General features: G+C 64.0%; 11 protein-coding genes. 4 read left to right on the forward strand and 7 right to left on the reverse strand.

Annotation, left to right across the window (positions count from 1 at the left end; genetic code table 11):
* Positions 1 to 13: 13 nt before the first annotated feature.
* Both ACX82Z_RS18210 and ACX82Z_RS18215 read right to left on the reverse strand, forming a co-directional pair.
* Positions 14 to 772, reverse strand: a complete 759-nt coding sequence (locus tag ACX82Z_RS18210) for a siderophore-interacting protein (RefSeq protein ID WP_459590421.1) — start codon at positions 770 to 772, stop codon at positions 14 to 16.
* Between the two features lie 8 nt (positions 773 to 780).
* Complete coding sequence (locus tag ACX82Z_RS18215; RefSeq protein WP_459590422.1) at positions 781 to 2,922, reverse strand: TonB-dependent receptor domain-containing protein; 2,142 nt, start codon at positions 2,920 to 2,922, stop codon at positions 781 to 783.
* A 147-nt stretch (positions 2,923 to 3,069) separates the two neighbouring features.
* Between ACX82Z_RS18215 and ACX82Z_RS18220 the strand changes: the two genes are divergently transcribed.
* Entirely contained in the window at positions 3,070 to 4,485 is a 1,416-nt protein-coding gene (locus ACX82Z_RS18220; protein ID WP_459590423.1) for a glycosyl transferase family protein, read from the forward strand.
* A 12-nt stretch (positions 4,486 to 4,497) separates the two neighbouring features.
* Here the strand turns inward: ACX82Z_RS18220 and fhuB are convergent, their stop codons facing one another.
* Genes fhuB through ACX82Z_RS18245 form a run of 5 tightly spaced genes read right to left on the reverse strand, consistent with a single transcriptional unit; the run spans position 4,498 to position 10,960 of the window.
* Positions 4,498 to 6,456 (reverse strand): Fe(3+)-hydroxamate ABC transporter permease FhuB, encoded by a 1,959-nt coding sequence (gene fhuB, locus ACX82Z_RS18225; RefSeq protein ID WP_459590424.1) that lies wholly within the window; start codon positions 6,454 to 6,456, stop codon positions 4,498 to 4,500.
* Positions 6,453 to 7,364: an iron-siderophore ABC transporter substrate-binding protein gene (locus tag ACX82Z_RS18230; RefSeq protein WP_459590425.1), complete on the reverse strand. Its 912-nt coding sequence runs from the start codon at positions 7,362 to 7,364 to the stop codon at positions 6,453 to 6,455. The genes fhuB and ACX82Z_RS18230 overlap by 4 nt, the downstream gene beginning before the upstream one ends.
* A gap of 3 nt (positions 7,365 to 7,367) precedes the next feature.
* Positions 7,368 to 8,135, reverse strand: a complete 768-nt coding sequence (locus ACX82Z_RS18235) for an ABC transporter ATP-binding protein (RefSeq protein WP_459590426.1) — start codon at positions 8,133 to 8,135, stop codon at positions 7,368 to 7,370.
* On the reverse strand, positions 8,128 to 8,886 hold the full coding sequence (locus ACX82Z_RS18240; protein ID WP_459590427.1) for a siderophore ferric iron reductase: 759 nt from the start codon (positions 8,884 to 8,886) through the stop codon (positions 8,128 to 8,130). Before ACX82Z_RS18240 ends, ACX82Z_RS18235 begins: the two co-directional genes overlap by 8 nt.
* Before the next feature lie 13 nt (positions 8,887 to 8,899).
* Positions 8,900 to 10,960 (reverse strand): TonB-dependent siderophore receptor, encoded by a 2,061-nt coding sequence (locus ACX82Z_RS18245; RefSeq protein WP_459590428.1) that lies wholly within the window; start codon positions 10,958 to 10,960, stop codon positions 8,900 to 8,902.
* Positions 10,961 to 11,260: 300 nt separating this feature from the next.
* Here ACX82Z_RS18245 and modA point away from each other — a divergent pair, with 300 nt between their 5' ends.
* The 3 genes from modA to modC all read left to right on the forward strand — a co-directional run bounded on the left by modA (position 11,261) and on the right by modC (position 13,831).
* Positions 11,261 to 12,001 carry a molybdate ABC transporter substrate-binding protein gene (gene modA, locus ACX82Z_RS18250; RefSeq protein WP_459590429.1) on the forward strand — a complete coding sequence of 247 codons (741 nt, stop codon included), beginning with the start codon at positions 11,261 to 11,263 and terminating at the stop codon, positions 11,999 to 12,001.
* 70 nt (positions 12,002 to 12,071) lie between these two features.
* Positions 12,072 to 12,749 (forward strand): molybdate ABC transporter permease subunit, encoded by a 678-nt coding sequence (gene modB / locus ACX82Z_RS18255; protein WP_459911865.1) that lies wholly within the window; start codon positions 12,072 to 12,074, stop codon positions 12,747 to 12,749.
* Positions 12,749 to 13,831: a molybdenum ABC transporter ATP-binding protein gene (modC, locus tag ACX82Z_RS18260; protein WP_459590430.1), complete on the forward strand. Its 1,083-nt coding sequence runs from the start codon at positions 12,749 to 12,751 to the stop codon at positions 13,829 to 13,831. Before modB ends, modC begins: the two co-directional genes overlap by 1 nt.
* Positions 13,832 to 13,860: the final 29 nt, after the last annotated feature.

The raw sequence follows: 13,860 nt of genomic DNA on the forward strand, positions 1-13,860 counted from the left end.
TATGATTTGCCGGTCAGTCGTCGACATGGTCGTGACCGCCGACCCGTCCGGGCCGCCAGTAACCTTCGGAGAGAATGTCGGCGCGCTCCATGCCGCGCGCGACGAGGTCGCGGCGCTGGGCGCGAACATTGCTCGTCTCGCCGATGATGTAGGCCTTGCCGCGTCCCTGAGGCAGCGTGAACCCCGCGACGGCATCGCTCATCAGGCGCGATGGACCGGCGGGCGCTCCGTCACGGGAAAGCCAGACGATTTCAAGCGCTGCGCGCGTATCGACCTCTATCCGGTCCTGTTGTGTCGCAACCTCGATAAAGGCAAAGACGCGGGTGCCGTCAGCAACCGTTTCGAGAATATGCGCAATCGCCGGAATGCAGGTTTCGTCACCGGTCATCAGATGCCAGTCCGCCGAAGGATCGAAAACCGTTCGCCCGCGCGGACCTCGCGCATCGATTTCATCGCCTTCCTTCGCCTGACGCGCCCAGTTCGGCCCGGGCGTGTCGCCGTGAAGGAAGAAATCGATCGCGAGGGTCCGAGCGGCTCGATCGATGCTCCTGATCGTATAGTCCCGGCGTCCGAACGCGCCGTCTTCGAGCGGGATCATCGTGACCAGCGCCTGACCGGGCGCATAGTCGAATCCGCCCGGAAGATCGAAGATCACGCGGCGCATGTTGCCCGGCGCATCCTGCGCGCCGCGCACGACCAGCCTGTAGGAGGGCAGCGCCGGCCGTCCCGAAGGACGGTTGACTGGCATAGCCGCGTTTGTCGAAGCGTCCATGAATGCTCCTAGAAGGTCGAGCTCAGGCTGACCCAAAGCCGCCGGCCGTCGATCGTGGCGTTGTAGTCCCCGACGTCGAGCGTCTTGTCGAAGACGTTGTAGATAGCGGCGTTGAGGCGCACGCTTTCGCTGAAGGCGTAGGAGCCGCCGAAATCGACCGTCGTATAGGGATCGTATTTGCGGCCCGTCGCACCGTCGATGACGACCGGCGTTCCGTTGCCGCCGATGCGCGCGCCGGCATTGATCTCCGAGCCGTGATAGGTGAGCGTTCCCCACACATCGAGGTTTTCGACCGGCGTCATCCAGTCGGCGCGCAGCGAAGCGCGGTGCTTGGGCGTGCGGGCGAGCGGGAAGCCGGCAAAAGCGCCGGTGGTCTGCTCGGAATCGGTGAAGGTGTAGCTCGCCCGCAATGTGAGCGCGTCAGTCGCGTCCCATGTGGAAGTGAGCTCGATACCCCGGATCACGGCTTCGTCGATATTGAAATTCTGCCACAGGCACGAATAACCCGGATAGGGTCCCAGCGCGGCTGCGTTACACGAGGCTCCACCGAGCGGGTCGATGATGTCGCCCGTCACGGGATCGACGAGCTGGTGCGTGTTCATGTTGCTCAGCTTGTCGGAGAACTCGGTGTAGAAGAGCGTCGCTCCGGCCGTGAAGCCTGCGTAGTTGTCGTAAAGCGCGCCGATTTCGTAATTGACGCTGCTTTCGGGTTGCAGATCGGGATTGGGCGCGATCAAGCCGACGCCCTGCTGCGTGGGCATGTAATAGCCCGGCGCGATCTGCCGGATTTCCGGCGCACGGAAGCCGGTCGACACGCCGCCCTTGAGCGTCAGATTGTTCGTCGCGTGCCAAACGCCGTAAAGGCGCGGGCTGAAATGCGTGCCGTAAACCTCGTGGTGATCCATGCGCAGGCCGCCGGTCAGCGCGAAGCTGTCCGTCATCTGCCACTCGTCCTCGGCGAACACCGCCCATTGCTGGATCGAGATCGTCTGGTCCTCGGGCAGATGGCCCTGGTCGGTCAGCGTCGTATCGCGGAACTGGCCGCCGGTGACGAGCGTGTGCTGCCCGAGCATGTCGAACGGCGTCGTGAACTTTCCGTCCAGAACCGAATTGCGAACCTTCGGTGCGCGCGGATTTTCCACGAAGCTGCCAAGCCCCGGGCTCCAGGTCGTCGTCGTGCGCTGCCCCCATTCCTGCTGGAACGAGAAGTCCGAGGTCGTCGGCCCCCAGCGGCCTGTATGGCTGATCGACCAGTGGTCGCGGTCGTAGTCGCGATAGGAATCGTTCGCAGTGTCGGCGAGCACCTTGCCTGCACTCGTATAACCGCGCACACGGCTCGTACCGGCTTCTAGGAAGATGTCGTGGTCGGCATTCGGCGTGATGGTCAGGCGACCAGCAAGGTTGCCTTCGCGGTTGCCCTGAAACCCGTCAAGGAAATGGTCTTCGCCGCGCCGCAGACCGCGCCCCCAGACCTGCAGGCCCATGACGTCGTTGACGATCGGCCCCGCGCCATAGAACGAAACCTGCCCGCTGTCGCCTGCGTCGCGGTTTTCCTGAACGGTGCCTTCGACGGTCACTTCGCCGGTCCATACGTCCGAAACCTTGCGGGTGATGATATTGATGACGCCGCCCATCGCGTCGGAGCCGTAGAGCGACGACATCGGACCGCGCACGACCTCGATGCGCTCGATGGCGCTGATCGGCGGGATGAAGCTCTGCTCATAGCCCGAGCTTCCGTTCGGCCGTGCATCGCGGGTCGTCTGGCGCTTGCCGTCGACGAGGATCAGCGTGTATTGGCCCGGCAGGCCACGAATGAAGATGTCGCGCTCATTGGCGATGCCGGTGACGGAAACGCCCTGCACTTCCTTGAGCGCGTCGGTCAGGTCACGAAACGCGCCCTTTTCGAGGTCTTCCCGCGAAATGACGGAGATGCTGGCAGGCGCGTCGGCGACGTTCTGCTCGAAACCGGCGGCCGTCACGACGAGTTGCTGGAGTTGCGTCGCGCCGTCAAGCGTGATGACGGTTTCTTCCTCGTCCTGCGCCAGAGCCGGCCCGAACGCCAGACATGCCACGCAGGAACCTGCCAGAAGCCGCCCGGTGTGATGGTTCAAAATAGCGCGCGAAATCCCCCGCCCGTTGCCAGCGATCATTGAATTGCCCCAATCTGCAAACTTGACTATAGCACTCCTATTATCGCGAGGTGCCGGACGGTCAACGTCGATGTTTAAGAACGATTCCAAGTTGCAAAAATCGCAATTCGACCACCTGCACCCATGCGCCGGAACGGGGATCTGCCATTGAGCGGGGCCGGTTCCACCGAGGATGATGCGCGAGGCGGAGACACGCTCGGCCAGTTGCGCCTGCTCGTTGCGCTCGACGCGTTGCTCGTCGCCGGCTCGGCCAAGGGCGCGGCCGCACAACTCGGCATCGGCGTTCCGGCGATGAGCCGGCTTCTGGCCCAGATCCGAGACATGTTCGGCGACGAAATCGTCACGCGTACCGGACGCGGCTTCGTGCCGACACCCTTTGCCGAGAATTTGCGTATTCGATTGCGCGCGGTGGCGAGCGAGGTCGACAATATCGTGCGCGGCGCGTCATCACCCGCCTCGAACGCGCAGTCCGCGGATCGTCCTCTCCTGATCCAGTCGCCGCCGCTGGCCATGCGGCCCGCCGTCATACTGGAAGGCCAGCCCGACCCCTCTTTTCATGCCAGACGGCTTTCCGAGATTGGCGCCGACGCGCCGGCGCAGGCTCGTCTTGCACGCTACATCGCCACGGTGGGCGCGGGCGCGGGACGGTCGCGTTCGCTGACGCCACAGGAAGCGGAAGACGCCTTTTCGATCATCGTTGAGGGCGAAGCCGATCCTGTGCAGATCGGCGCATTCCTTATCGCTCTCCAATATCGCAATCCCACCGCCAACGAACTGGCGGGCATGGTTCGTGCGGCGCGGCGCGGTGCCCCGCCCTCACCTATCGCCGATCTCGACTGGCCGGCCTATCTGTCGCCGCGCGACACCCGTCCGCCATGGTTCCTTCACGCCGCGCGGCTGGTGGCCGGCACGGGCCGGCGTGTGCTTTTGCACGGTTTCGCCAACCATGGCGACCCGCTGGACGCCGCCATGCGCATAGGGAGCATCGCGCGATGCCTGTCCCTCGAAGACGCCCAGATGGCGCTCGACCGGCACAACATCGCCTATCTGCCGCTTGCCGCCGTCGATCCGCAACTTCAGGCCCTGATCGCGCTTTATCGCCAGTTCGAGATGCGCTCGCCGTTGAATCTGATCGTCCAGCTTTTGAACCCGGCAAGCGCGCCGGCTACGATTCTGGGTGTGCCGGCCGGCGCGCTGCATTCGCTGCATCAGGAGGCGGCTCTGCAACTGGGCTGGCCGCGTCTGCTGACGATCGGCAGCCATCGCGACGTCGCGCAGGCGACCCCTTTCCGGCGTTCGGAAGTCAAGCTTCAGGCCGATGGCGGCATCTCGCAGTTCCAGATGGCCGCGTTGTCGAGGGCGTCCGCATCCCGACGGCTGGACGGCTACAGCAGCCTTGAATACTGGCAGGCCGTGTGGGACGACGCGGCGAAAGACGAGGACGCGGAGGAAACGATCGTCGCCACCGCCGCGTTCGCGCTACTGGCGATCGGCGAACACCGCTCCTACGAGGAAGCGCACGACACTGCGCGCCGTTCGTGGAACGGCCGTCATCGCGGTTAGACTGCGAGGGCTTCAGACCGGACGCCGTCTCGCCAGAAGGAAAATCAGATAGCTGCCGCCGAGGATCGCCGCGATGGTCCCCGCCGGCAATTGAGCCGGATAAAGAACCGTGCGACCGAGCCAATCGGAAGCAACCATCAAGCTGGCTCCAAGCGCGGCTGCGGCAATCGTCTGGTCGGCTGCGCGGCGCGCGCCGAGGATCGAGGCGAGATGCGGCGCGACCAGCCCGACAAAGGCGACCGGCCCCATGACCGAAGTGACGGTCGCCGTGATGATTGCCGCGAAGACGAGCATCGAGAGGCGCGCGACAGATATCGATAGTCCTCGCGCCGAAGCCGTGCCGTCGCCCGCTACGATCAGCGTCAGCGCACGACGTGCCAGAAGCGCGATCGCCCCGAAAAGCACGGCCGCGAATGCCAGAAACGCTGCCTCGCCGGCCTGGACGCGATAGGTCGAGCCTGAAAGCCACCCGATCACCGCATAGGCCTCTTCGCCGCCGCGCGCGATGACGAACTGGACGACAGCGTCAAGAAAGGCGGCAAGCGAAATGCCCGCGAGCGCCATGATCGCCGGTGCGAAATCGTTGCGGCGGCCGAAAAAGACGAGTGCGACGAGGACGGCCGCCGAGCCCAGAACGGCAACGCCCGAACTTGCCTGATGGATCGATCCGCCGGCAAGCAGCGCCGAGCCGACCAGCGCCAGCGTCGCGCCGGAGCTCATGCCCATGATGTCAGGGCTGGCCAGTGGATTGCGGATCAGTCGCTGGAGAACGACGCCGGCGATGGCGATCGATGCGCCGGCTGCGGCCGCCGCCGCGACACGCGGCCAGCGCAAGGCCAGTAAAAGCTCGTTCGGCCAGCCGATACGCCAGCCCTCGGCAGTGATTGCGACCGAAAGCGAGGCGACGATGAAGATACCGGCGAGCGCGACGATGAAAGCCAGTCCTATACTTGGCAGGCGATCGCGCCCCTTCGGCAGGAAGAAGCGGACATTCTCACGCGCACGCATCTGCGTGACGGCGAGCCAGACGAGCGCGGGTGCGCCGACAAGCGCAGCGGTCGCGCCGCTCGGGATCATGTCAGAGGTGAAGTTCGAGCCGAACAGAGCGACGGCGTCTGTCGCCACGAGAAGCGCCGCGCCAAGCAGCGTCGACAACGCGAAGCGGGACGCCGTCGACTGCGCACCCGACATGCGCGCGATGTTCGGCGCGATCAGGCCGATGAAGCCGATGACGCCGACGATCGCGACGACAGCAGCCGTGAGCCAGAGAGAGGCCGCCGCCGCCAGCCCCAGGACGGGCAGCACCGGCAGGCCGCGCGCGCTCGCGCCCTTTTCGCCAAGGCGGAGAAGCGTCAGAGGCCGCGCGAGAAGGAAGGTCAGCGGAATGACGAGCGCGATGCGCGGCCACAGCCATTCCACATTCGTCCAGTCGATCTGCGTCAGGTCGCCCGCGCCCCAGATGAAAAGGTGACGGACGTAGAACTCGTTCATGAGGATGAGGGCGACGGCGATGGCCGTCAAAAGCATGTTGAGCGCCATGCCGGCGAGCACAATCGGCAGGCCGCCTATGCCCTGACGCCCGGCGATCGACAGCACCAGCGCCATGGACAGCGCCGCGCCCAGAAGAGCGAACCAGACGCCGTAAGCCGCGGCGAGACCCGGCAGGAAGATCGTCGCAGCATAAAGCCCGACGCGGGCGCCCGCAGATACGCCGAGCGTCATCGGCGAGGCGAGACGGTTCTGCGTCGCCTCCTGCATGACGGCTCCGGCAAGGCCGAGCGCCGCGCCGCATATGAGCGCCATGGAAAGACGCGGCAGGACCGAATAGTAAAAGCGCACTTCCTCGAAAAGATCGGGCACGCGTCCGAAGACGATCGCGAGCTGTTCGCCGAGCGGCAGCGCGCTCGCCGCCAGAAGATGCGCGAGCACGGATGCGGCGAGCGCGGCAAGGCAGAGCGCGGCGCGGTTCATTCAGGGTCCAGTGTCAGGAGCGCATCAGTGAAGGCGTCGGCCAGATAGCCGATGGAAAAGGCTCCGCCGAACGTCCAACTCGGCCGCACGCGCGCGAAGCGGTCCGCGCGGATAAACGGCATGGCCTGCCAGATCGGTGATGCGAATAGCTGGTCCGCGCCTGGAAACGGCTCGATGTTGAGGATGACGCCTTCCTCCACGGTGCCAAGCTGGTCGACCCGTTTCTGGACGAAGCCCCATGCGCTCGTCGGCTGCGGAAAGGCGGGTTCGAAGCCGAGTGCGGCAAGTGCGGCCTGCGAGGTGGAGTTGTCGCCATGGACGCGCACCCTCGCCTGATCCATGAGGCTGATCGCGGTTGCCTTGGGAAGCCGTCCACCGAAATGATCGGACACCTTGCGGCGCAGGGCGGCAAGACGATCATCGAGCGCTTGCAGCCTTTCCCGGGCGTAGTCCTCGCGTCCGAGGAGGCGCGCAAGTTCGAGATAGCTCGTACGCGTCACCTCCGCATTGTCGTGATCGATGCTGAAGAGCTTGAAATAGACGACCGGCGCGATCCGCTCCAATACGGGCGCAAGCTGCTCCTGATCGTCGGAGATGACGATGACGTCGGGTTCAAGCTCGGCGATCAGTTCGATATTCGGCTCGTCACGGCGTCCGACATTGGCGATGCCTTCGCCGATTGCTGGCTGGACGACCCAGAGCCGGTATCCTTCGGGATCGGCAATGGCGACAGGCTCGATGTCGAGTTCGACGAGTTGCTCGACGACCGCCCATGAAAGCGCGATCACGCGCTGGGGCGTTTCATCGAAAGTCTGCGTTCCGCGATCATCGGTGATCGTCACGCCGGCTATCGCGCTTGCGGAAAAAAGAAACGCCGCGATGAGGGCGACCAGTCTCAGACGTGCCATGGATCAGGCCACGATGGCGATGGGGTGCGCGTCGTCGGGGTGAGCGACCAGCCGGATATCGATGCCGTAGAGGTCGCTCAAAAGGTCGTCCGCCATCAATTCCTGCGGCGTGCCATCGAAGGCGATGCGACCGTTCTTGAGCGCGATCACCCGGTCGGCGAAACGCGCGGCCAGATTGACGTCGTGGAGGACGACCGCGATGCCCCGCCCCGCCTTACGGTTCAGACTGCGAAGAAGCGACATGACGGCATATTGATGCACGAGGTCGAGCGCGGAGGTGGGTTCGTCGAGAAGCAGGAGCGGCGCGTCCTGCGCGATCAGCATGGCAATCCACGCCCGCTGGCGCTCACCGCCGGACAGATGGTCGGCCATGCGGTCGGCAAAATCCGTCATGTCGGTTTGCGCGAGCGCGGCGTTCACCGCCTGCCGGTCCTCCTCGCGCCAGCGTCCGAGCGCCCCGCGCCAGGCATAGCGGCCAAGCCCGACCAGTTCGCGCACGTCGAGCCCCGGCGCGGTGCTGAGTTCCTGGGGCAGGAAAGCGATACGTTGGGCGAGTTCGCGCTGCGGAAAACTGTCGATTGCGCGCCCGTCGAGGCGAACGACACCGGATGATGGCGTCTGCTGACGCGCGATCAGGCTCATCAGCGTCGACTTGCCGGACCCGTTATGCCCGATGATGGCAGTGAAACCGTCATCTGACAGGTCGAGCGACGGCACGTTCAGCACCTCGCGGCCGCCATGGCGCATGACGATGTCGCGCAACTCAAGCATGGCCGTTCCAGTAGTCGCGCATGCGCGCCAAGCGAATTTCGCGCGGCTGCTTGGGGCAGGACATGCAAAGCGCGCCGGGCTCGCACAGATAATGAAGGCAGCAGGCCTTGCGGTCGAGGACGGGATGCGGCGCGCCGCTGTCGAGTGTGACCTCGGCAAGTCCGCTCATCTCGCCCAGACCGGCAGCGTCGAGCCAATGCGCGGCGTGGTCGCAAACCCGCAACTGCGGTTCGTGCGCATGGATATGAACGAGCGTGCCGAGGATCCGGTCCGCGAGCAGCCGGAACGCGATCTTCTCCTTCATAGGCGCGATCTCGCCAAGCAATGCGTGAAGGCGATCCGACATGGCCCTGATGCGCATCGCCGTGATGTCGATCAGATGCTCCGTCGTGCCATGGCTGGACAGCCCGCCGGGCAGGCGAAAGCCATAGACCCCGCCATCTGCGACACGCTGGCCCATGCGCTCGACCGGCAAGGCGAGACCGTGGGAATGAACCGCCATGACGCCGGTCATGGCCGGTTGCCAGACGAGCATCGACCAGCTTCGCACCGCATGATAGGCGCGCCCCGCGCCGGGAAAGGCTGTGGCGATCTCCCGATGAAGTGTTGCGACGGCCTCGGCGTCCTGCCGGTCGTCCTCGCCACCCAGCCAGTCCGGCGGCGTCTCGCCGAATTCGGCGTCGATGCCCGGCATGGCAGCATGGACGGCGGCCATGAAGGCCGCTTCGTCCGAATGCTTCGATATCGCCATGCCCATCCGATCCTCAGAATTTAGACGTCAGTTTCATGGAGACCGTGCGCCGCTGGCCGAGGAAGCAATCGCCACGCGCGAGGCAGGTGACGACATGCGACTTGTCGAACAGGTTGCGTGCGTTGAGCGTAACTTCCCAGTTCTCCGCCTCGTAGCCGACCATGGCATCCGCCAGAACGTAGTCGGGCACCTTGATCGTATCGACGCCGTCATAGGACGAGCCGACGTAGCGTGCGCCCGCGCCGATCTTGAAGCCTTCCCATTCACCGCCCGGCCGCCACGTCGCCCAGGCCATCGCCTGATGGGTGGGAACGCTGGAAAGACGAAAGCCGTCCGACGTTTCAGTGTCGAGATAGGAGTAGCCGCCCAGAAGCTCGAACTCGTCCGCGATGACCGTCTGCGCTTCCAGTTCGAAGCCTCTGATCGTCACGTCGCCAAGCTGTGCCTGAAAACCGGGATTGGTCGGATCGCCAACGAGGCGGCCGTTCTCTTCGATATGGAAAACGGATGCCGTGTAGAGCGAGGGAGAACCTGGCGGCTGATATTTGATACCCGCTTCCACCTGCTTGCCACGCCGCGGCCGGAACGGATCGTCGTTAATATCTACGCCGATGGTGGGCAGGAAGGATTCCGAATAGCTGACATAGGGCGAGATGCCGTTGTCGAACGCGTAGAGAAGCCCGAAATCCTTCGATACGACGTCTTCCGTATTGCCCGAACCGTCACGGGCAAGGTCATAGCGCACACCGACGGAGGCATGCCAGCGGTCCCATTTCATCTGGTCGCTGAGATAAAAGCCGGTCTGGCGCGTGTTAGTCACCGTGCGAGGCGACAAGGGGTCGACGATCGGCAGGTTGCCGTAGACCGGATCGTAAAGGTCGATCGGCGTTGCGATGCCGCCGGCGAACGCCGAGCCGAGATTCACATATTGCTGGTCGATGCCGAAGGCGATCTTGTGCCCGAGCGCGCCCGTCGACGTATCCGCGTTGAAGCGCACGTCGCCGGTGAAGGCGCGCGCATCGTATTGCGAGACCGACACGATACGGTCGATGGTGGTGCCGTCCGGATTGATGGTCGGCGGGAAGGACGGATACATCGTCCGATAATCGGACGTGCTGTCCGAATAGCGCGCCCGCACGCTCATCGACCAGACCTCGTCGAAGCGATGGTCGAAAATGCCGGTGATGGCCTTTTGCTCGGTATCGTAGCCGTCGAAGCCAGGTTCGGACAGGAACACGCCGTCGCGGATCGGCCCGTTCGGTGCCGGGAAGATCGTGCCGGCCCATGGCAGGAACTGCGTCGAGGTGCCGGATTCGTTGCGCTGGAGGTTGGCGAGGAGCGTGAAGCTCGTATCCGCGCTCGGCCGCCAGGTGAAGGACGGCGCGAAGAAAAACGAATCGTCAGGCACGTAATCGACCTGCGTGTCGCTGTCGCGCAGCGCGCCGGTGAGGCGGTAAAGGAACGTCTCGTCGGCATTGGCCGAGCCGGTCAGATCGAAGCCGATCTCCTTGCGGTCGTGATTTCCATATTCGACATAGGCCTCGCGCCGCGCCTCGGCCTGCGGCAGCTTGCTCGACAGATTGACGATGCCCCCGATGGAGCCTTGTCCATAAAGCACCGAAGCCGGCCCCTTGAGGATGTCGATGCGCTCAAGCGCGTAAGGGTGCGGGCGCACATTGTTGTAGAAGCCGAAGAGTTCCTGCAGCCCGTCGCGATACTGGACCGGATCGACGCCGCGAATGCGTGACCAGTCGCCGCGCGTATCGAAGCCGAAGGTCGCGCCGAAGACACCGGGCGTATAGACGAGCGCATCCTGCACGGACTGGACACCCTGATCGGCCATGCGCTGTTGGGTGACGACCGAGACGGAGCGCGGCGTCTCGATGATCGGCGTATCGGTCTTCGTCGCTGTTGCCGAATCCTGTGCGATCGTCTCACCTCTGGAGCCACCCGTCTGCTGCGCATCGCCCCCCTCGACCACGAGCGCATCGAGAACCGTGGCATCATCCTGTGCATATGCGCAGGTGCCAGCGAGAAGCGCGGCAGACGCGCAAGCAAGCAGTTTGACCTTCATCCAATCCCCCGGACGACAAAACTAAGACGGGTGAACCGCTTGCCTTGCCGACCGGCTGGGTAGGACGTTTCGAGAGAGGCGATAATATTCCTGACTTGAATAGTCAACTTAAACGCGGACCGCATGCGGACACAGAGTATGAACGCTAACAGACCCGCGTTTGCGCCAATGCCACTCATTTCATCGGCGATCGGTGGCCGGCATTTGCGAAGTCACGAATTGTGAAAGACGAACTTGCGCGCGCGCATCAGTCCCGATACGACTACCAATATATTCAGCGCAATATAAAGGAGGGCGCCGATGCGTCGTTTCGTTCTGGCATTTGCAACCGCGTCGCTGCTGGCTTCCGCAGCTCACGCTGATACCGTAAACGTGGCCGTTGCGGCCAATTTCACCGACGCCGCCAACGAGATCGCAGCCGCGTTCGCCGAGGCGACCGACCATGAAGCGGTATTGTCGTTCGGAGCGACCGGTCAGTTCTATACGCAGATCACGCAGGGCGCGCCCTTCGAGGTTTTCCTTGCCGCCGACGATCAGCGGCCGACGCAGGCCGTGGAAGAGGGTTACGGCGTCGAGGGTACCGTTTTCACCTACGCCATCGGTCAGCTCGTCCTCTATTCGATCGAGGACGGCAAGGTGACAGGCCCGGAGACACTGGAAGCAGGAGACTTCCAGCAGATCGCGATCGCCAATCCGGAAACCGCGCCCTACGGCAAGGCAGCTGTCGAGACGATGGAAGCGCTGGGCGTCTATGAGGCTCTTCAGCCGAAGATCGTGCAGGGCCAGAACATCGGCCAAGCCTACCAGTTCGTCGAAACCGGCAATGCCGAGGTCGGCTTCGTGGCGCTCGGACAGGTCTCGCAGACCGATGCCGGCTCGCGCTGGGTCGTCCCGCAGGAAAATTACGAATTGATCCGGCAGGACGCCGTTCTCCTGACCACCGGAGAAGCCAATCCCGCCGCCGCGGCATTCCTTGAATTCCTGACGGGCGACGAGGCATCCGCCATCATCGAGAAATACGGCTACGCGCTCGACCGCTGATCCGATAGTTTGAAATCGCCGCGCCTCTGGACGACCGGGGCGCGGCTTTTCATTTCGGGGGAATGAAACGCTGTCTCAGGAACTCTGGTCGCCGATCCGGCTGACGCTCGAGCTTGCCGCCATCACCACGATCCTGCTCATCGTGGTCGGCACCCCGATCGCATGGTGGCTCGCCTGGACGAAATCGCGCTGGAAGGAAGTGGTGGCAACGGTCGTCGCTCTGCCGCTCGTCCTGCCACCGACCGTGCTCGGCTTCTACATTCTCGTAGCGCTCGGACCACAGGCGCTCGGCGGCTGGCTCGGCCCGTGGTTCGGAATGCGCACCTTCGCATTTTCATTCGAAGCGCTGGTCGTCGGGTCCGTCATTTCCTCGCTGCCCTTCATGGTGCAGCCCATTCGCAATTCCTTCGAGGCGATGGGCGTGCGACCACTCGAAGTGGCGGCCACCTTGCGCGCTTCGCCATGGGACCGCTTCGTCACCATTGCCCTGCCGCTCGCGGTCCCCGGCCTTCTGACCGGCGCGGTTCTCGGCTTCGCGCATACGGTCGGCGAATTCGGCGTCATCCTCATGATCGGCGGCAACATCCCCGGTGAGACGAAAGTGCTGTCGATCGCCATCTACGATTTCGTGGAAACCCTGCGGTGGCGCGAGGCGCACATTCTCTCAGCAGGCATGATGGCGTTTTCGTTCGTCGTCATCCTGTCGGTGTCGCTTCTGGCACGGCGCACCGGCCGGAGAGCGTTTTGATGGCCGAGCGGATTGAAATCGCGCTGAAGGGAACTCTTGGCACCTTCCGGCTCGACGTCGATCTTTCCGTGCCCATGCACGGCATCACCGCGCTTTTCGGACCATCTGGATGCGGCAAGACGTCGATCCTGCGTTCGGTAGCCGGCCTCAATCGCACGCCGGGCCGCGTGGCGATCGGCAGCGAGGTCTGGCAGGACGAACGGCAATTCGTGCCGACGCATAAGAGATCGCTCGGCTACGTTTTTCAGGAGGCGAGCCTCTTCGCCCACCTCACCGTTCGCCAGAACCTGACCTATGGCGAGCGCCGTGCCAAGGCCGACGAAAAGCACGTGCGCTTCGACGATATCGTCGATCTTCTGGGCATCGCGCATCTCGTCGACCGCTCGCCAGCCAACCTTTCAGGCGGCGAGCGCCAGCGCGTCTCGATAGGTCGCGCGCTTCTTTCCCAGCCGCGCCTGCTCCTTATGGACGAGCCGCTCTCCGCACTCGACCGCATGGCGAAGGACGAAATCCTCCCCTATTTCGAGGCGCTGCATGCGAATCTGAAAATCCCGATCCTGTTCGTGACGCACGACATTTCCGAGGTCGAGCGGCTGGCCGACCACCTCGTCTTGTTGCGGCAGGGAAAGCTGGTCGCCTCCGGCCCACTCAACGAGGTTCTGTCAGCGCCGGATTCGCCGCTTGCTGCGCGGCGCGACTTCGCGGCCGTCCTTCCCGCAAAGGTCGAGCGACACGATCCGGACGGCATCGCGGTTCTCGACATCGCCGGACGTGAAATGCTCGTCGTGGCAAAGTCGCTCAACGTCGGCGAACAGGCGCGCGTACGCATAGCGGCGAGCGACGTTTCCATCGCCCGAAGCCTTCCAGACGCCACCAGCATGCTCAACATCCTGCCGGCGCGCATCGTCGGCATCGACATGCTCGACGCCGCGGAAGCGAGCGTTCGGCTCGATATCGGCGTCGACTTCGAAGCGCCGATCCGCGCACGCATCACGCGGCGCTCGGCCGAAGCCTTGCGCCTCGTCGAAGGCGAGAACGTGTTCGCCCAGATCAAGAGCGTGTCGCTGGCCGCCAACCGATAAAAGTCCCGACACTTCGAACACATCTTGTC

It is taken from the genome of Aliihoeflea sp. PC F10.4 (assembly GCF_054612275.1).